17 protein-coding genes and 2 tRNA genes are annotated in these 19,055 nt (G+C 58.2%); 3 read left to right on the top strand and 16 right to left on the bottom strand.

Features of this window, described 5'->3' with window-relative positions; all coding sequences use genetic code 11:
* Positions 1-52 precede the first annotated feature (52 nt).
* Positions 53-1,003 (top strand): patatin-like phospholipase family protein, encoded by a 951-nt coding sequence (locus DW349_RS04460; protein ID WP_108126060.1) that lies wholly within the window; start codon positions 53-55, stop codon positions 1,001-1,003.
* An 18-nt stretch (positions 1,004-1,021) separates the two neighbouring features.
* Here DW349_RS04460 and DW349_RS04455 read toward each other — a convergent pair whose 3' ends face one another.
* Positions 1,022-2,032: an ABC transporter permease gene (locus DW349_RS04455; protein WP_232819340.1), complete on the bottom strand. Its 1,011-nt coding sequence runs from the start codon at positions 2,030-2,032 to the stop codon at positions 1,022-1,024.
* 17 nt (positions 2,033-2,049) lie between these two features.
* The gene (locus DW349_RS04450; protein WP_108126061.1) at positions 2,050-2,928 is read right to left on the bottom strand and encodes an ABC transporter ATP-binding protein; all 879 of its coding nucleotides are present in this window, start codon (positions 2,926-2,928) and stop codon (positions 2,050-2,052) included.
* Positions 2,929-3,028: 100 nt separating this feature from the next.
* On the opposite strand from DW349_RS04450, the gene DW349_RS04445 reads away from it, so the two are divergent.
* Positions 3,029-3,892 (top strand): DnaT-like ssDNA-binding domain-containing protein, encoded by an 864-nt coding sequence (locus DW349_RS04445; protein WP_157954375.1) that lies wholly within the window; start codon positions 3,029-3,031, stop codon positions 3,890-3,892.
* A gap of 40 nt (positions 3,893-3,932) precedes the next feature.
* Complete coding sequence (locus DW349_RS04440; RefSeq protein ID WP_108126063.1) at positions 3,933-4,583, top strand: replication protein P; 651 nt, start codon at positions 3,933-3,935, stop codon at positions 4,581-4,583.
* 7 nt (positions 4,584-4,590) lie between these two features.
* Here DW349_RS04440 and DW349_RS04435 read toward each other — a convergent pair whose 3' ends face one another.
* The 14 genes from DW349_RS04435 to folP all read right to left on the bottom strand — a co-directional run bounded on the left by DW349_RS04435 (position 4,591) and on the right by folP (position 19,004).
* The gene (locus DW349_RS04435; protein ID WP_157954377.1) at positions 4,591-5,793 is read right to left on the bottom strand and encodes an SH3 domain-containing protein; all 1,203 of its coding nucleotides are present in this window, start codon (positions 5,791-5,793) and stop codon (positions 4,591-4,593) included.
* A gap of 193 nt (positions 5,794-5,986) precedes the next feature.
* Positions 5,987-8,107 (bottom strand): polyribonucleotide nucleotidyltransferase, encoded by a 2,121-nt coding sequence (pnp, locus tag DW349_RS04430; RefSeq protein WP_108126114.1) that lies wholly within the window; start codon positions 8,105-8,107, stop codon positions 5,987-5,989.
* A 249-nt stretch (positions 8,108-8,356) separates the two neighbouring features.
* On the bottom strand, positions 8,357-8,626 hold the full coding sequence (gene rpsO / locus DW349_RS04425; protein ID WP_108126065.1) for a 30S ribosomal protein S15: 270 nt from the start codon (positions 8,624-8,626) through the stop codon (positions 8,357-8,359).
* Between the two features lie 133 nt (positions 8,627-8,759).
* The gene (gene truB, locus DW349_RS04420) at positions 8,760-9,689 is read right to left on the bottom strand and encodes a tRNA pseudouridine(55) synthase TruB (RefSeq protein ID WP_108126066.1); all 930 of its coding nucleotides are present in this window, start codon (positions 9,687-9,689) and stop codon (positions 8,760-8,762) included.
* 37 nt (positions 9,690-9,726) lie between these two features.
* Positions 9,727-10,122 carry a 30S ribosome-binding factor RbfA gene (rbfA, locus tag DW349_RS04415; protein WP_108126067.1) on the bottom strand — a complete coding sequence of 132 codons (396 nt, stop codon included), beginning with the start codon at positions 10,120-10,122 and terminating at the stop codon, positions 9,727-9,729.
* A gap of 54 nt (positions 10,123-10,176) precedes the next feature.
* On the bottom strand, positions 10,177-12,771 hold the full coding sequence (gene infB / locus DW349_RS04410; RefSeq protein ID WP_108126068.1) for a translation initiation factor IF-2: 2,595 nt from the start codon (positions 12,769-12,771) through the stop codon (positions 10,177-10,179).
* Between the two features lie 19 nt (positions 12,772-12,790).
* Positions 12,791-14,284, bottom strand: coding sequence for a transcription termination factor NusA (gene nusA / locus DW349_RS04405; RefSeq protein ID WP_108126069.1), 1,494 nt, complete (start codon positions 14,282-14,284; stop codon positions 12,791-12,793).
* Positions 14,285-14,331: 47 nt separating this feature from the next.
* Entirely contained in the window at positions 14,332-14,802 is a 471-nt protein-coding gene (rimP, locus tag DW349_RS04400) for a ribosome maturation factor RimP (protein ID WP_108126070.1), read from the bottom strand.
* A gap of 442 nt (positions 14,803-15,244) precedes the next feature.
* Positions 15,245-15,321 (bottom strand) — tRNA-Met (locus tag DW349_RS04395).
* Positions 15,322-15,461: 140 nt separating this feature from the next.
* Positions 15,462-15,548: transfer RNA gene (locus tag DW349_RS04390), tRNA-Leu, on the bottom strand.
* Positions 15,549-15,553: 5 nt separating this feature from the next.
* Positions 15,554-15,925: a preprotein translocase subunit SecG gene (gene secG / locus DW349_RS04385; protein WP_108126071.1), complete on the bottom strand. Its 372-nt coding sequence runs from the start codon at positions 15,923-15,925 to the stop codon at positions 15,554-15,556.
* A gap of 5 nt (positions 15,926-15,930) precedes the next feature.
* Positions 15,931-16,686 carry a triose-phosphate isomerase gene (gene tpiA / locus DW349_RS04380; RefSeq protein WP_108126072.1) on the bottom strand — a complete coding sequence of 252 codons (756 nt, stop codon included), beginning with the start codon at positions 16,684-16,686 and terminating at the stop codon, positions 15,931-15,933.
* Positions 16,687-16,792: 106 nt separating this feature from the next.
* Positions 16,793-18,142, bottom strand: coding sequence for a phosphoglucosamine mutase (gene glmM / locus DW349_RS04375; RefSeq protein ID WP_232819341.1), 1,350 nt, complete (start codon positions 18,140-18,142; stop codon positions 16,793-16,795).
* A gap of 19 nt (positions 18,143-18,161) precedes the next feature.
* Positions 18,162-19,004 (bottom strand): dihydropteroate synthase, encoded by an 843-nt coding sequence (gene folP, locus DW349_RS04370; RefSeq protein WP_108126074.1) that lies wholly within the window; start codon positions 19,002-19,004, stop codon positions 18,162-18,164.
* Positions 19,005-19,055 lie beyond the last annotated feature (51 nt).

Below are 19,055 nucleotides of genomic sequence, written 5' to 3'. Positions count from 1 at the left end.
TCCGGCGCCCAACATTCTGGCGCGTGGCAGCAGCGGTTGAGGAGACAGTATCGTGACGCAAAAAACGGTTTCTCTGGTGTTGGGCAGCGGCGGTGCGCGGGGCATGGCGCACATCGGCATCATCCGTTGCCTGGAAGACAACGGTTACAAAATCACCAACATTGCCGGTGCCAGTATTGGCGCTCTGATCGGCGGTTTTTACGCGGCGGGAAAACTCGACAAATACCAAAGCTGGGTCACGGCGCTGGACCGCCGCGATGTGCTGCGCCTGCTCGATTTATCGTTCGACGGCGGCGGCTTATTCAAAGGCGATAAAATCATGACGGTGCTGCGCCGTCTGATCAGCGACGCCCAGATCGAAGACCTGCCGATAGAATTCACTGCCGTGGCGGTCGACATCGAACGCCAGCGCGAAGTCTGGTTCACCGAAGGCTCGCTGTTCGAAGCCATTCGTGCGTCCATCGCTATTCCGTCGGTGTTCAAGCCGCATTATTACCGCGACATGATGCTGGTCGACGGCGGCGTGCTAAACCCGGTACCGATGGCGCCAACGCTGCGCACCATCACCGATTTAACCTTGGCGGTGAACCTGAACGGCCGCGAGGAAATTCCGCGCCCGACCGCCAAGGTGCGCAAGAAGCAACCGCCCAAAGTGGACCCGAAAGAACAAAATGCGGTGCAGCGCGCCGTCGGTCGGTTTATCGATCGTTGGTGGAACGAAGACGCCAAAGAAGCCGAACCGCAAAACAAATGGGGCATTATGGAACTGATCAACCGCTCCATCGACACCATGCAAAACACCATCGCGCACATGAAACTGGCGGCGCATCAGCCGGACATTCTGATCGAAATTCCGCGCAGTATGGGTGGACTGTTCGACTACAACCTGTCGGAAGAAATCATCGCCGAAGGCTATCAATTGTGCGAAGAAGCGCTGGAGCGGTACGAAGCCAAAAACCACAACGGCGACGCCGCGCCGCCGCGCATTGAGGTCGATAACTGAGGGTTTTTGGCGCGTCGATCAGCGGCGGTCGCTGTCCCAACGGAACAATGCTGCGGCGATCAATAACAACACCAGCGTCATGCCCGCGAGTGTCAGCAAATGATCGCTGATCGCGGCCACTCCCGCGCCTTCGGTGGCGATGGCGCGGGACGCCTGCACCAGATGCGTCAATGGCAACCAGTCGGAAAACCGCTGCAACGACAGCGGCGCACCTTCCAACGAAAACCAGACTTCCGACAAACCCATCATCGGCCAGGCGGCCATGTTCATCAGACCGCTGGTCAACTCTTCGCTGCGGGTGCGACTGGCGACAACCAACCCCAACGAAATCATCGCCAACGCGCCGAGCACGAAGGTCAGCAACAACGCCCAGACCGACCCCAACATCAGCGTTCCGAGCAACCAATGGCTGGCGAAAAAAATCGCACACGATAAACCCAACACCGTCATTAATCGCGACAGAATTTGCGCGCTGACAAATTCCACCGCCGACAGCGGCGTGGCTTTCAATCGCTTCAACATGCCGTTTTTTCGATAACGCACAATGGCGTGTCCGACACCGAATAACGACGCGAACATGATGTTCATCCCGAGGATGCCCGGCAGTACCCAATCGATGTAACGAATCGGTTCACCGCTGATGCGTCGGCGCTGAAAATCCGGATCGGAACTCGCCAGCAATCGCTCGACCACGTAACCCTGGCGGCTTTCTTCGTTGACCCAATAACGGCGTTGATCCAGATCGATCACCAGATCAATTTGATGGCGGCGAGCTTTATCGAGCGCTTCGGATAAATGCGCGTACGGCACGAATTGAATGTGTTCCAGCGCCATGAATTTCGGCCGGTTCACATAGGCATCCTGCTCGCTGATAACGCCGACTTTGAACATCGGCTGCGCCTGGCCAAGCAATACATAAAAACCGACGATCAGAATCACCGGGAAGATCAGATTCCAGGTCAGCGAACTGCGGTCGCGCAGAAATTCTTTGTTGCGGGCTTTCAGCACCGCCAGCATGCGGCTCAACATGGTGACGCTCCGTTCAGTCAGACACGCAGCGCATGGCCGGTGAGTTTCAAAAACAAATCTTCGAGGTTGGGACTGCTGACTTTTAATCCGTCCAACGGCACACCGGCGGCGCTTAATTGCCGGACGGTTTCATCAACCGCCGTGGTCTGAATGTCGATGCCGTCTTCGCGCTCCACCACGGCAAAAGGCAGCGATACGCCGTGCACCGACGCCGCCGGCAAATGCACCAACACGCCATCAAAATGTTGCGCTAACAAATCTGCCGGTGCACCGCGCTCGATGATGCGGCCGCCATCCATGATGGCGATCTGGTCGCACAAGACCTGGGCTTCATCCATGTAATGAGTGGTCAGCACGACGGTTTTGCCGCGCGCTTTGATCGCCTGCACCAGCGACCAGAAATGTCGCCGCGATTGCGGGTCGAGGCCGGTAGTCGGTTCGTCCAGAAACACCAGATCCGGATCGTTGATCAACGCCAGCGCCAGCAACAAACGCTGGCGTTGGCCGCCGGATAAACGACGCGTATCGCGATCGACAAAATCGCCAAGCGCGCACAGCTCAATAGCGTCGTCCAACGGCAAGGCGCGCGGATAAAAAGCCGCGAATAATTGCAGCGTTTCGCGCACGGTCAGATAGTCCGGCAAGGCGGTGTGTTGAAATTGAATGCCGACGCGTTGGTATTGGCGTCGCCGCGCCGGCTCGCCGAATAACCGAACGTCACCGGACGTCGCCGGCAGTATGCCTTCAATCACTTCAATGGCGGTGGTTTTGCCAGCGCCGTTGGGGCCGAGCAAACCAAAACACTGGCCTTCGGCGACGTTGAAACTGATGTCGTCGACGGCGGTCAGTTTTTTATATCGTTTGGTCAGATGTTGAACGGACAGAAGTTCATTCATGCCAGAGGGCCACACTCCACACTTGGCGATTTGCCGAAAATAACCGTCGACCACAGCGGCCGCTGGTTGCGCAGCCTAACGTCACCGGGGAGGCAACGCCATGGTCAATTGCCATTCTACAGCGGGCGCCGGCGATGGTAGACTTTCGCCTTCAGCCAGACCATCGGTCGCGCCGCTGTTCACCCTGTCTGGCCGCATCGGCCGACCTTACCTGAGTACCTGGAGCGAAACCTCTGTGATACCCGAGAAAGTCCTGGTGGTTTCTCCGGCATTGGCCGAGACACTGGGCCTGGAAGAAGCCTTATTGTACCAACTGCTCAGCGAACTGACGCTGATGAGTGGCCCGTCGCTGCAACTGACCGATGCCCATCGGCAGCGGTTGTTGCCGTTCTGGAGCGCGGTGCAGGTTGGCTCGGTATTGCGGCGATTACAGGCGCAAGGGTTGCTCGAAGTGACCGGCGACGGCCCCTGGCAGATTCAACTGGCCGATCTGGCGGAACCGAGCGAGTCGGTGCCAGCGGTAGTATCGGAACCGCCGGTCGAGCGCGTTCCGGTGCGGCGCATGAACGATGCCCGGCGCCGCAACCAGATGGAAGACGAACTCGATTATCTGAAAGCCGACCAACCACCGGCCATGTCGGTGCGCGCCGAACGCAGCCGCATGCACGCCGACTGGGAACCGTCGGAAGACTTTCCCCGCCTGCTCTCTTTCCACGACATTCCGATCACCTTCGCGCTGTCGGAACTGGCCAAATTTCGCCAGTACTATCAGGATAGAGACAAGGCAGAATACAGCTGGGATGTGCGCTTTCTGAACTGGGTTCAGCGCGCCTGGCACGATCAACTGAACAACAAGGGCCGTTATGAGCGCAACCAACGCACCCAAGAGTCTGCAAACCCTGATCGGGACAAGCGGGCTAAAGTCCGGGAAGCTCTCCGTAACATCCGCGACACCGACTGGTAAAAAAGGCCCGCTTGATCACGACACCAAACTGCTGGTGAACATGATCTTTGCGCGCATGCAGCTGATCTACACCCACCGCTTTGAAAGTGCTTATGGCGACGAAGAAACCCTGACGCAAGCCAAACGCGAATGGGCGTACAGCCTGGCCGGTGTTGAGCAGGCGCGCATCGAATACGCGTTGGAGCGTTGCAAGCTGGAACTGGCCTGGCCGCCGACCATCGCAGAATTCGTCCGCTATCTGACGCCCGACCCGCAAGCGCTCGGCTTACCGTCCACACGCGATGCCTATCTCGAAGCCTGCCAGAACAGCCATGCCCCGTCGCAAACCCGTTGGCAGCATCCGGCAGTGCAATGGGCGGCGCGCGAAACCGGCTATTTCAAATTGCGCTCAGAGCCGGAACGGCACAGTTGGCCGGCGTTTGAGTCGGTGTATCGCAATCTGATTGAACGGCTCGCCGACGGCGAAGAGATCGATTTCGAGGCACAGGAAGTTGCCTTACCCGCACCGGATTTTTCTGCCGAAGATCGTTTGATTGAACAACTGAAAAAGGCGGGTGCCAGCGATGGCGATGCCTATCAACTGGCGTATTACCTGGAGAAACCGGCCGGCAGCGAATTGCGGGCACGCTACCGGCAGCGCAGTCAGGAGCGCCTGGCGGCGCTCCAACTCAGCGTTGAACTGCCGGACTAAAACGCCGTCAGTTGGCCGGCGCTAAGAAGTTAGCGCTGGCGTAACCGATTTCACCGGCGACCCGAACCCGAGCCCAGAATCCAACCCGCTGCTCCGGATCCACCCACACGCGTGCACCTTCACCCAATTTCATAATCACCGGTGAGCCGGTAGACGGTTCGGCACGGACGTTCAGTACCGATGCCGTCACCGCCATCAGCACTTCTTCCGAACCGGTCGATGAAATGGCCGGGCCATCGCTCGGCTGCTGAGCCGGAGTCACGGTCTGCACCGGCGCTGAACTGGCTTGGGCCGGTTGTGCGGGTGTCGGTTGCGCTGGCGTCGGGGTGGGTGTTGGTTGAGCAGGTTCGGGTTGTGGCGCAGGTTGAGTGGCGGCCGCCGTAGCGGTGGCCGCTGGCGTTGCGGCTTCCGCTGCCGGGCTTGCGTCGGCGACCGGCGCTTCGGTAACGGCGCTATCGGCTGCGGCACTGGGTGATTCAACCGTAGTCACCGGCGGTGTAACAGCCGGCGTTGTCGATTCCATTTCCAGATGCGACATGCGCGGCACTGGCGGGCGGCCCCATTGCGTCGGACCCCAAACCAGATACGTCACGGCACCGCCGCCCATCATAAAGCCGATTAAAAACACCAGTGTATAAGACGCCCACTGGCTGTTTTTGTTGCCTTTGGGGGCCGGGGCGCGTCGCGTTCGGGCGTGAATGCCGAACAGCCGCCATTCCACCCGATCCAGATAGCGCGGGTCTTCCGGCAACAGCGGCGAGCGATCGTAATCGCCATTTTCTTCCTGGGTTTCACGCTGAATGCGTTCGCCGATTTCCAGCACGCGGTCTTCAGAAACATCCAGAACGCGACCCATCAAACGCAGCGCCAACGGCACCTGGCTGGGCATTTCATGATGCACCAGCAGTAACCGCCAGCAGGTTTCAACCAAAAACGGCACCTGATCGCGCGATAAGGTTTCCGACAACCAGCGCAGAGCCTCGACGTGTTGCTCGATCGGTTGGTTTTCGAGCAATTGACGCCAACGCTCAACCAGAGTGTCGTCGGTATAAGACAGCGACCGCTTTAACGTGTCGCGCAGGTGTTGTTCGCTGGAGGGATACACATAGGCCAGCCACTGCAACGCCAGGTGAACAGCCGCCTGGGTGGAATCAGGGTGGCGCAACCAGAACGAAGTGCTTGTCACATCAGAATCAGCCAAAAATTTCATAACCTTTTCATTCAACCACTGGTTGCCACGGCGCGCAACTGGATGTCGCCACCAATACAACGCTAATTCAAACGCATGAAGCATACCACAGGCTGTCAGACGTAAAACGTCTAACTCATATCCAGTCGCCGGCTTCAAGCCATAAAAAAACCCCGGACTGGCCGGGGTTTTCTCATTTTTAACGCAATTTGGCTTATTCGGCCGGCGCGTCGGCAAAGCTGGCGCGTTCTTCGTCGGTCACTTCGCGAATGGACAGCTTCACGCGACCGCGGTTGTCGACATCCAGGATCTTGACCACAACTACATCGCCTTCGCTCAGTTCGTCGGTCACTTTCTCGATGCGACGATCAGCGATTTGCGAGATGTGTACCAGACCGTCTTTACCCGGCAGGAACTGTACGAAAGCACCGAAATCGGCGATGCGCACAACCTTGCCCTGGTAAACGGTGCCCGGTTCCGGCTCGGTGGTCAGCGCCAGAATCTTGTTCTTGGCGGCGGTGGCCGAGGCGTTGTCCGGGGCGTACAGACGGACGGTACCGTCGTCGGAGATGTCCACTTCCGCGCCGGTTTCTTCAACGATGGAGCGAATGGTCGCGCCGCCTTTACCGATGACGTCACGAATCTTATCGGTGTCGATCTTCATCGTTTGCATGGTCGGGGCTTTGTCGGACAGCTCGGTGCGCGAAGATGCAATCACCTTGTTCATTTCATCGAGAATGTGCTGACGCGCGGCGTTGGCCTGCTCCAGTGCAATCTCCATGATTTCTTCGGTGATGCCTTCGATCTTGATGTCCATCTGCAAAGCGGTCACACCGGTGCGGGTACCGGCCACTTTGAAGTCCATGTCACCCAGGTGATCTTCGTCACCCAGGATGTCGGTCAGCACCGCGAAACCGTCGGCTTCTTTCACCAGACCCATGGCGATACCGGCCACCGGGCTCTTCACCGGCACACCGGCATCCATCATCGCCAGCGACGCGCCACAGACAGACGCCATGGAAGAAGAACCGTTGGATTCAGTGATTTCAGAAACCACACGCACGGTGTAAGGGAAGTCGTCCTGGTTCGGCATCATTGCCAACACGCCACGCTTGGCGAGACGGCCGTGGCCAATTTCACGACGACCAACAGAACCGATGCGGCCGGCTTCACCGACGCTGAACGGCGGGAAGTTGTAGTGGAACATGAAGTGATCGGTGATGGTGCCGTTGAGCTGGTCTTCCATCTTGCCGTCGCGCAGCGTGCCCAGAGTGGTAGCAACCAACGCCTGAGTTTCGCCACGGGTGAACAGGGCAGAACCGTGAGCGTTCGGCAGCACACCAACTTCGACGCTGATCGGACGGACGGTTTTGTTGTCGCGGCCATCGATGCGCGGCTCGCCTTTGACGATGCGACCACGGACCAGTTTTTTCTCGAGCTTGGCGAAGACGGATTTCAGTTCGTCGGCAGACGGGCCGGTTTCGTCGTTAGCCAGTTGTTCAACCAGCTCAGATTTCAGTGCATCCAACTGGGCGTAACGCGCCATTTTGTCAGACACCTGATAGGCCTGGGCAATCTTGTCGCCAAAGGCAGCGGTGACCTGTTCGATCAGGGCGGTGTTTTCCGGCTTGGGTTCGAAGTCCCAACGCGGCTTGCCATTGGCCGCAGCGAAGGCTTTGATCGCTTCGACCACAGCTTGATATTCCTGGTGCGCGTACAGCACGGCGCCCAACATCTGGTCTTCGGTCAGTTCCTGCGCTTCGGACTCCACCATCAGCACGGCATCGGTGGTGCCGGCGACAACCATGTCCAGACGCGACTCTTTCAGTTGTTCGAAGGTCGGGTTCAGCAGGTAACCTTCAGCGTCGGTGTAACCAACACGGGCGGCACCGATCGGGCCGTTGAACGGCACGCCGGAAATAGACAGCGCCGCCGAAGTGGCGATCATCGCCGCGATATCCGGGTCATCCGTCTTGTTGGCAGAGACAACGTTGATGATGACCTGAACTTCGTTCATGAAGCCTTTGGCGAACAACGGACGAATCGGACGGTCGATCAGACGCGAGGTCAGGGTCTCTTTCTCAGACGGACGGCCTTCACGCTTCAGGTAGCCGCCAGGGATTTTGCCGGCCGCGTAGTATTTTTCCTGATAGTGCACAGACAGCGGGAAGAACGGCTGGTTGGCCGGGGCTTCTTTGGCGGCAACAACGGTTGCCAGCACGACGGTGTCTTCAATGCTACACAGCACAGCGCCGGTGGCTTGGCGGGCAATGCGAGCGGTTTCCAGGGTGACGGTCTTGCCACCGAACTGGAAGCTTTGGGTTTTAGGGGTCAAATGACTCACATGAGTCTCCTTTTTTGGTGGATGGATGGACCCCGATCCCAACGATGCTTCTATCGATAAAGCCCCATCCTTCTTGCCTGGGCCTCATGGATAGAAGCTCCGCAGGCGGTGTATTACCGGCCCGGGGAAAACTCGTTGTTCACGGTCGTCCAAAAAAACAGTGCAAATAAAACGGCGGGAGCACAGTCACACTGGCTTGAAACGAACAAGGGCCCCTGTCGGAGCCCTTGGCGGTATCGCTTAGCGACGCAGACCCAGTTTCTTGATCAGGGTGGCGTAACGTTCGACGTCTTTCCGCTTGAGGTAGTCCAGCAACTTACGGCGCTGGTTAACCATGCGGATCAGACCACGGCGAGAATGGTGATCCTTGCTGTGATCCTTGAAGTGGCCTTGCAGACCTTCGATGTTGCGGGTCAGCAGTGCAACCTGGACTTCAGGAGAGCCGGTATCGTTGGCGCCGGTACCGAATTCCTTCACGATTTCCGCTTTCTGTTCAACTGTCAGTGACATGGTTTAACTCCACGAATATGCCAAATTTAAAGGAGTGACCACCGCGCATATTAACAGTGGCATTCCAGTTTGCTGCCGTCACGGCGGCAAACCGCGCGGGATTATACAACAGCGTCCAGGTGGAACAAAGGCCTCAATCGGACGGGCTGACCACCAGCCGAATCGGCTGCAGGCCAGCGTCATCGCTGAGTTCACCGACACCGAGAAAACGCCCGTCGCAAACCGCCTGCGCCAGACCGGTCAACGGCTGCGACAAAGTGAAATGACTGACCGGATTGCCGTGACAAAAGCGCCGCGCCTGTGCCTCGCTGAGTTCGATTTGCGGTAAATCGACCAACAACGATGACAGCGGCAGCAACCATTCGTCCAAGGCTTCATGGCCCTGCGCTTCCTGGCGTTCGATTAAGGTATCGAGCCGTTGCGCATCGCGCAGATCGAAGCGGCCGTGGCGGGTGCGTCGCAGCGCCGTGATGTGCGCGCCGCAGCCCAGGGCTTCGCCAATGTCGCCGACCAAGGTGCGGATGTAAGTGCCTTTCGAGCAATGCACGTCGAGCACCATCTCATCGCCGACGAGTTCGACCAGCGTCAGGCTGAAAATCTGCACGGGCCGCGCTTCGCGCTCGATGGTTTTGCCCTGGCGCGCCAAATCGTAGAGTTTCTGACCGTCGCGTTTGAGCGCCGAATACATCGGCGGCACCTGTTCGATGGTGCCGGTGAAGCGCTCCGCCAGCAGCCGTTCAACCGCGTCGCGATTGAGTTCAGGCACCGGCCGGGTTTGAGTCACCTCGCCTTCGGCGTCGAGTGTGTCGGTGGTTACGCCCAAGCGTGCGGTGGCGCGGTAGGCCTTATCGGCATCGAGCAGAAAACGACTGAACTTGGTGGCTTCGCCCAGACAGATCGGCAACAGGCCAGTCGCTAACGGATCGAGCGCGCCGGTGTGGCCGGCCTTTTGTGCCTGGAACAGCCAACGTACTTTTTGCAGCACAGCGTTGGACGACCAGCCATCGGGTTTATCGACCAGAATAACGCCGTCGAGCGGGCGACCTTTTTTGCGTCTTGCCATGAGTCAGCGGGGAATTAACAGAAAGAAGCGGGACGACTCAGTCGTCGTCCCGATGACGGGCCTGGTCCTGACGCAATGCTTCGTCGATCAGACCAGTCAGACGCGTGCCGGTTTCCAGCACGGTGTCGTAATGAAAACGCAGTTGCGGCATAACGCGCAGCTGAATTTCCTGCGCCAGCATGGAGCGCAAAAAGCCGCTGGCCTTGTTCAACACCGCTTCCTGGTCGGCGCGTTGCTGTTCGGCTTCGGCGTTGTCGCCAAAGGCCATGCAGGTGAAATAGATGTCGGCGTAGGACAGATCGCGGCTGACCTTGACCGCATTAATGGTCACCATGCCCAGGCGCGGGTCTTTGACTTCCTGCTGAATCAGCACTGACAGATCGCGTTGCATCTGATCGCCAATGCGGCGCAGGCGACTGTTCTCTTTGGCCATAGGATTACCTAGCTAAAGCGTGATGCCCCGGCACAAGGCCGGGGCGATTGGGCATCAGTCTTCGATGCTGCGAGCAACTTCTTTAACGTCGAATACTTCGATCTTGTCGCCAGCTTTGACGTCATTGTAGTTGCGGACACCGATACCGCACTCCATACCCTGACGCACTTCCTGGACGTCGTCCTTGAAGCGACGCAGCGATTCCAGCTCGCCTTCGAAGATAACGACTTCGTCGCGCAGAACACGGATTTTCTTGTTCCGGTAGACAGTGCCTTCGATGACCATACAGCCAGCCACCTGACCGAATTTCGGCGAGTTGAACACATCGCGCACTTCGGCCAGACCGACGATCTCTTCGCGCAGATCGGGCGACAGCAGACCACTCATGGCGGCTTTGACGTCGTCGATGAGATCGTAGATGACGTTGTAATAACGCAGATCCAGACCGGCACTTTCGATCACATCCCGAGCCTTGCCGGTGGCACGCACGTTGAAACCGAACACCACCGCACCGGCGGCAATCGCCAGGTTGGCGTCGGATTCGGAAATCGCACCCACGCCGCTGGCGATGATGTTCACCTTCACTTCGTCGGTGCTCAGCTTCTGCAAGGAGGCGCTGATGGCTTCCAGCGAACCGCGCACGTCGGCTTTGAGTACGACGTTGAGATTCTGCTGTTCGTCCGACCCCATGCCTTGGAACAGCGCATCGAGTTTGGCCGCCTGCTGCTGCGCCTGGATGGATTCCTTGGCGCGCTCGAATCGCATTTCCGCCACTTCACGTGCGGAGCGTTCACTTTCAGCGACCACGAAGTCGTCACCGGCGTCCGGCGTGCCGTTCAGGCCGAGAATTTCGACCGGAATGGACGGGCCGGCTTGTTCGACCTGCTGACCGTTTTCGTCCAGCAGCGCACGCACTTTGCCGTAGTAAGAACCGGCCAGTACGACATCGCCTTTGCGCAACAGACCGGACTGAACCAGTACCGTCGCGACCGCACCGCGGCCTTTGTCGAGGCTGGATTCCACCACCACACCCTTACCCGGGCCAGTGGCGTGTGCTTTCAGTTCGAGCACTTCGGCTTGCAGCAGAATGGCGTCGAGCAGTTCGTCAATGCCTTGGCCGGTGTGGGCCGACACCTGAACAAACTGGGTGTCGCCACCCCAGGCTTCCGGAATCACATCGCGCTGCGACAATTCGTTGGTGACGCGATCGGGATCGGCTTCTTCTTTGTCCATCTTGTTGATGGCAACGATCAACGGTACACCGGCGGCCTTGGCGTGTTGAATGGCTTCTTCAGTTTGCGGCATCACGCCGTCGTCTGCGGCCACCACCAGAATCACCACGTCAGTCGCCTGAGCACCGCGTGCACGCATGGCGGTAAAGGCCGCGTGTCCCGGGGTATCCAGGAAGGTGATCATGCCTTTGTCGGTCTTCACGTGGTACGCGCCGATGTGCTGGGTAATACCACCGGATTCGCCCGCGACCACTCGGGTACGGCGAATATGGTCGAGCAAACTGGTCTTGCCGTGGTCGACGTGACCCATGACGGTGATGACCGGAGCACGCGGCGTTTCTTCGCCGTCGTAGGTCACTTCCATCACGTCGTCTTCCATGGCGTTTTCGTTCACCACGGCGTACTTGTGACCCATTTCTTCGATCACCAGAATGGCGGTGTCCTGATCGATGCTCTGGTTCACAGTGACCATCACACCCATCTTGAACAGGACTTTGACCACTTCAGCGGCTTTGATCGACATCTGGTTCGCCAGGTCGGCCACCATGATGGCTTCGCCCAGTTGCACTTCACGCACGACCGGCGCGGTCGGACGTTCGAACTGGTGATCGCGACGCTTGCTGGATTTACGACGACGACGACGGCCAAAACCGTCACCGTCACCTTCGTCCAACACCGACAACATCTGTTGATGTTTGTTGCCACGACCGCTGACCGTGCGCTGCGCCACTTCGGCTTTTTTGCCGCCTTTTTTGTGACCGGCTTTACGGCTGTCGCCAGCCGGGCCATCGTCGACCCGAACCGGTTTTTCAGTCTTGTGTTTTTTCTTCTCGGAAGTGCGATCTTCCTTCGCCATTTTGGCTTCGGCGTCGGCAACGGCCAGTTGCGGATCTTCTTCCTCGTCCGGAGCTTGAGCGGCCTGACGCGCCGCTTCTGCAGCTTTGCGTTCGGCTTCGGCGCGTGCCTTTTCTTCGGCATCGCGCAGGCGCGCCGCTTCCAGTTTGGCGTCTTCTTCGGCACGACGACTGGCGCCGTTGTTGGCCGTCGTCGGTGCAGCGGCGGCTTCCGGTGCTGCGGCTTCTTCAACCGGCGCGCCGTTTTCTACGGCGTCTTCAACGTCGCGTTTAACGTAAGTGCGCTTCTTGCGCACTTCGATATTGACCGTCTTGCCCCGTGCTGAACCGCCGGTTTTCAGCTGCGTCGTCACCTTGCGTTTCAAGGTGATTTTCTTCGGCGCGCTGTCGCCATTTTCGCCGTGGCTGCTTTTCAAAAAGGTCAGCAGGGTCTGCTTCTGGTCGTCATTGACGGCGTCGCTTTCCGACTGGTGCGGCAGACCCGCATCGCTCATCTGTTTCAACAAACGATCAACGGGTGTACCAACGCTCTCCGCCAGTTGTTTAACGGTGACTTCTGCCATGGATTCCTCCTACCCGTGATTAGTCGTTTTCAAACCAAGGCGCCCGTGCTGCCATGATCAATTGACCGGCGCGCTCTTCGTTCATTCCGTCGATGTCCATCAGGTCATCGATACTTTGTTCTGCCAGATCTTCCATGGTGCAAATGCCTTTGGTCGCCAAAGTGCGAGCCAACAGATCGTCCATGCCTTCCAAGGTCAGCAAATCTTCTGCCGGGGTTGCGGAGTCCAGCTGTTCTTCGCTGGCCAGTTCCTGGGTCAACAGCACGTCTTTGGCGCGCTGACGCAGTTCCTGAACAATGTCTTCATCGAAACCGTCGATGGCGAGGAATTCTTCCTGCGGCACGTAAGCCACTTCTTCGACGGTGGTGAAACCTTCTTCCACCAGCACCAGCGCAATGTCTTCATCGACGTCGAGTTTGTCTTCGAAGTAGCGCACCAGTTCGCCGGCTTCGGCTTCCTGTTTTTCACCGGCTTCGGCTTCGGTCATCACGTTGATGGTCCAGCCGGTCAGGTCGCTGGCCAGACGCACGTTCTGACCGCTGCGGCCGATGGCGATGGCCAGGTTGTCTTCAGCGACCGCGACATCCATGGTGTGGGTGTCTTCGTCCATCACGATGGAAGCGACCTCGGCCGGTGCCATGGCGTTGATCACCAACTGCGCTGGGTTGTCGTCCCACAAGATGATGTCGACGCGTTCGTTGTTCAGTTCGTTCGACACCGCCTGAACGCGCGAACCGCGCATACCGACGCAAGCGCCGACCGGATCAATTCGGCCATCGTTGGTTTTCACAGCGATCTTGGCACGTGAACCCGGGTCGCGAGCGCAGCCACGAATTTCAATGACTTCTTCCTGAATTTCTGGCACTTCGATGCGGAACAATTCGATCAGCATTTCGTTGCTGGCGCGGCTCAACACCAACTGCGGGCCACGGCCTTCGGCACGCACGCCTTGCAGTACTGCACGCACGCGATCGCCGATGCGGAAAGTTTCGCGACCGATGACTTCTTCACGCGGCAATACGGCTTCGGCGTTGTTACCCAGATCGACAATGATGTTGTCACGGGTAACTTTCTTAACCGTACCCAACACCATTTCGCCGACACGTTCGCGATATTGCTCAACAATTTTCGCGCGCTCAGCTTCGCGCACTTTCTGCACGATAATCTGTTTGGCGGCCTGGGCGCTGATGCGACCAAAGCCGGCGTTTTCCACTTTCTCTTCGTAGACATCGCCCGGTTGCAGCGTCTTGTCGACTTCGTGCGCTTCTTCGACGGTCCACTCGGAACCCAGCAGCGGCACGACATCGTCCGCGGTGACGGTCCAGCGGCGGAAGGTTTCGTATTCACCAGAAAGACGGTCAATAGCTACCTTAATGTCCGCTTCGCCTTCGTCGTCAAAGCGCTTCTTGGCCGCAGCGGCCAAAGCGAGTTCCATGGCGTCAAAAATGACTTCCCGGGAAACACCCTTTTCGTTCGCTACCGCGTCCACGACCAGAAGAATTTCTTTGCTCATCGTCTCAGCCTCTCGTTTGCCGGGCCTGTACCGGGCTTCCTTTGCGATTAATCGGTTAAATCGTTGTCGAAGTTCGGCACCAAACGCGCCACTTCAATGCTTTCAATGGGCAGCAGATAATCGCTGCCGTCGAGCGTCACACAAATATCGCCGTCTTCGATGGCGGTGAGTACGCCTTTGAATTTACGGCGACCTTCGAACGCGACGCGCAATCGCACATCCACCCACTCGCCGATGTAGAGCGCAAATTGTTCCAGCGTAAACAGCGGTCGATCCATACCCGGTGATGACACTTCCAGGGTGTAGTTCTGACTGATCGGGTCTTCGACATCCATGACCGCGCTGATCTGATGGCTGACTTCAGCGCAATGATCGACAGTGATGCCGTCTTCGTGATCGATATAAACCCGCAACAAGCTGTGCTTGCCGCGCGCTACATATTCCAGCCCCCAGAACACATAGCCCAAACCGGTTACCACCGGCTCCAACAGGCTGCTCAGTTCGTCTACTTTCGCCATGGGCGTCCTCTGGTTGAGCGCTTTTTCAAAAACAAAAAAAGGGCGACTTTGGAACCGTCGCATCGGCGCCGATTCCGCAGGCCCAGACCAATGATGACTGATCTCGACAATGGCCGCCGCCGGCGTCCATTTACCTCATCCAGAGGCTGCGCGTACAAAAAAGCCCCTGCATGAGGGGCTTAATGCTGAAGTCCGATGGACTTCTTTATGCTACGGGAGGCCCTCTGGCTCCCGGTGGTCCGAAGACCCTGGAATTCCGCAGAATTCCGGAAATGTTGTTTCCTTATATAAAGAAACAACATCTCAATTGGTAGCGGGGGCAGGGTAAAACCGAACGCTTAGGAAGCATGCTTCCTGTTCGGTTTTACGGCTGCACACGGATGTGCAGCCTGGACCTTACCGCTGGGACGCCTTACCACCTAAAGCGACGCCCACTTCTTATTGGTAGCGGGGGCAGGATTTGAACCTACGACCTTCGGGTTATGAGCCCGACGAGCTACCAGACTGCTCCACCCCGCAACAAACTTTGCTCGAAAATCCAGGTACGGATCACCTGCGAGCGGCGCGAATTATAGGGATGCGCTACCCGACTTTCAAGGCTGCCCCGGCCAGTGATATCCGGGAGAAAGAAAACGGGCCTGGAAACCAGGCCCGTGTATTGGTGCCGACGACTAGACTCGAACTAGCACGGGCGTGAGCCCACCACCCCCTCAAGATGGCGTGTCTACCAATTCCACCACGTCGGCAAAACTTACTCGGCAGGTACCTCAGTGGTGCTGCCTTCAGCGGCCGGAATCTCACTGAGATCGTCGGCGCTGTTGGATGGCTCACTCGCGCTTTGTTCAACAGCAGGAATGTCCAAACCCAAATCATCCAGACCGCTGGCTTTTTGTTTGGCGACGTAGGCCAAGCCAAAGCTGGTCAAAAAGAAACCGGTTGCCAAAACAGCAGTGGTGCGGGTCAGGAAGTTGCCGCTGCCGCTGCTACCGAAAACGGTTTGCGACGCGCCGCCACCAAAAGACGCACCGGCATCGGCACCTTTACCGCGCTGAATCAGCACGAAACCGACCAAGGCCACCGCCAGGCAGACGTGCACAACCAGAACTAAATTTTCGACCATCATATCGGTTAAACCTCAGCTGCAGCCTGGCAGATGGCGGTGAACTCATCGGCTTGCAGAGACGCTCCACCGACCAAGCCACCGTCAATATCCGGCTGCTGAAACAATTCTTGTGCATTGGCAGCTTTAACACTGCCGCCATACAAAACCCGGCACTGGGCCGCTACATCGCCATCCGCCTTGGCCAGACGGGCACGAATAAATGCATGCACCGCTTGCGCCTGCTCCGGCGTGGCGGTTTTGCCTGTGCCGATGGCCCAAACCGGTTCGTAAGCAATGACGATGCGTTTGAACGCTTCGATACCGACTTCATTCAGCACGGCATCCAATTGCTCGCCCACCACCGCTTCGGTAGTACCGGCTTCACGCTGCTGTAATGTTTCACCGACACACAACATCGGGATCACATCAGCGTTCAACGCGGCCGCGACCTTGGTGGCGGCATCCGCATTGGTTTCGCCAAACAATTCGCGACGCTCGGAATGGCCGATCAACACATAACGACAGCCAAATTCCTTCACCATGCCCAGCGATAATTCACCGGTAAATGCGCCGTTATCGGCGGCATGGACGTTTTGAGTACCCCACTCCAGCCCGGTGCCATTTAACAGCTGGGCAACCTGAGCCACATAGAGCGCGGGCGGGAACACTACGGCATCGACGGCTTTCGCATCGATGCCAGCAACAAAGGCATTCAACAGACTTTCGGTCTGAGCCTTGCTGCCATTCATCTTCCAGTTGGCGGCTACCAGCTTGCGGCGCATTGTGGGCCTCCCTCAAAACGGGCGCAGAGTGTAATGCCTTTGTGGGTCACGAGCAAGCGACCCGACAAAAAGAGTGGTTTCAAAACAAGGGGTTAGCCAATGCCGGTCAAACAGCCGCCTGAACCGCCGCTTCCACTTCAGCCGCCAGTTGCCGACAAGTGCGTTTGACCAGGCCGACGTCTTCGCCTTCCACCATGACGCGAACCAGCGGTTCGGTACCTGACGGCCGCAACAGCACGCGACCCGTCCGGCCCAGTTCGGCTTCAGCGGCCGCAACAGCAGCGACAACCGAGGGCAACGACAGCACGTCTTTTTTCTGCGGCATTTGCACGTTGATCATCACCTGCGGGAACTTGCGCATGCCGGACTTGGCTTGCGACAGCGTCTGGTCGGCCTGAATCAAGGCACACAACACCTGTAATGCCGAGACGATGCCATCGCCCGTGGTGGTGACGTGTTTGCACACCAGATGACCGGAATTTTCGCCGCCCAGATTCCAGCCGCGTTCGTTGAGCTGTTCCAGCACGTAGCGGTCGCCCACCTGAGCGCGCACCAGTTCAATGCCTTCGCGCTCCAGTGCAACCACCAGACCGAGGTTGGTCATCAGCGTGCCGACAACACCGCCATTGAGCTGACCCGTCGATTGCATGTGCATCGCCAGGATGTACAGCAGTTCATCGCCATCGACGAGTTCGCCGTCGCCATCAACCATCAACAAACGGTCGCCGTCGCCGTCAAAGGCGATACCCAGATCGGCTTGCTGCTCCAACACCGCCCGCTGCAAGTTGGCCGGGTGCGTCGAGCCGACACCTTCGTTGATGTTCAGGCCATCGGGTTGGGCGCCAATAACACTGACTTTGGCACCGAGTTCGCGAAACACTTTTGGGGCTACGTCGTAGGTGGCGCCGTGGGCGCAATCGAGCACGATTTTCATCCCGCCCAAGCCGATGTAGCCGGCGGTGCTTTTGCAGAATTCGACGTATCGGCCGCCGGCGTCCGGAATGCGGCTGGCGCGACCGAGTTGATCGCTGTCGGCGGTGGTCAGCGCCAATTCCAATTCGGCTTCAATGGCGAGTTCCAGTTCGTCCGGCAGTTTGGTACCGGCGGCCGAAAAGAATTTAATGCCATTGTCGTAATACGGATTGTGCGACGCCGAAATCACGATGCCGGCATCGGCGTGAAAGGCGCGCGTCAAGTAGGCAATCGCTGGTGTCGGCATCGGGCCGACCAACAGGCTGTCGCAACCGGCGGCCGACAAACCGGCTTCCAGAACCGATTCGAACATATAGCCGGAAATGCGCGTGTCTTTGCCGATCAGGATGCGGCCTTTGCCTTCGCGGGCGAAAACACGACCGGCCGCCCAACCTAATTTCAGGACAAAATCCGGTGTGATCACACCGTCGCCCACCCGACCGCGAATGCCGTCGGTGCCGAAATAACGTTTTACATCACTCACCTGGAGTGCAACTCCCTTTTTAATAACCGTGTTGAACAGCGTTGACCATGGCGATGGCATCGACCGTCTGCGCCACATCGTGCACCCGCACGATGGCCGCTCCTTTGAGCGCGGCCGTGACCGCCACCGCCAGACTGCCATAAAGACGCTGATCGACGGGTTTACCGAGTACATCGCCAATCATGGTTTTGCGCGACATGCCCACCAGAACAGGGCAATCGAATGACTGAAATCGAGCCAGTTGATCGAGCAGCGCCAGATTGTGGCCCAGCGTTTTACCAAAGCCAAACCCCGGGTCAACCATAAGTTGTTGACGACTCAGGCCCGCCGCCTCGCACGCAGCAATGCGCTCGGCAAGATAACGTTCAACTTCCGCCACCACATCGTTGTATTCCGGACTGAGCTGCATGGTGCCGGGCTGCCCCTGCATGTGCATCAGGCAAACCGGCAAGCCGGATTCGACCGCCGCTGCCAGTGCGCCCGGACGCGACAACGAGCGGACATCGTTAATCAGGTGCGCGCCCAGCCGAGCGCTTTCGCACATCACTTCGGGTGTGCTGGTATCGACAGACAAAGCAGCATCAACCCGGCCCGCCAGGGCTTCTACGATTGGCAACACGCGATCCAGCTCTTGCTGCACGCTGACTTCCGCCGCACCGGGCCGGGTACTTTCACCGCCGATGTCGATCAAGGCGGCGCCGGCTGCGACCATGGCTTCGGCGTGCGCAATCGCCTGATCGCGACCGACAAAACGGCCGCCGTCCGAAAAGCTGTCGGGCGTGACGTTCAATACCCCCATCACCTGAGTGCGGCTCAGGTCCAGCGTCCGATTGCCACAACGCCACTGCTGCCAACTGTTCATACCCACCTGTATTGCTCCCAATAAAAAAACGGCGCCGCAGCGCCGTTTTAT

The sequence above is a fragment of the Saccharospirillum mangrovi genome, from assembly GCF_003367315.1.
Classification (GTDB): Bacteria; Pseudomonadota; Gammaproteobacteria; order Pseudomonadales; family Natronospirillaceae; genus Saccharospirillum; species Saccharospirillum mangrovi.
Note: the sequence above shows the minus strand (reverse complement) of the source record. Positions and strands in the feature narration are given on the sequence as shown.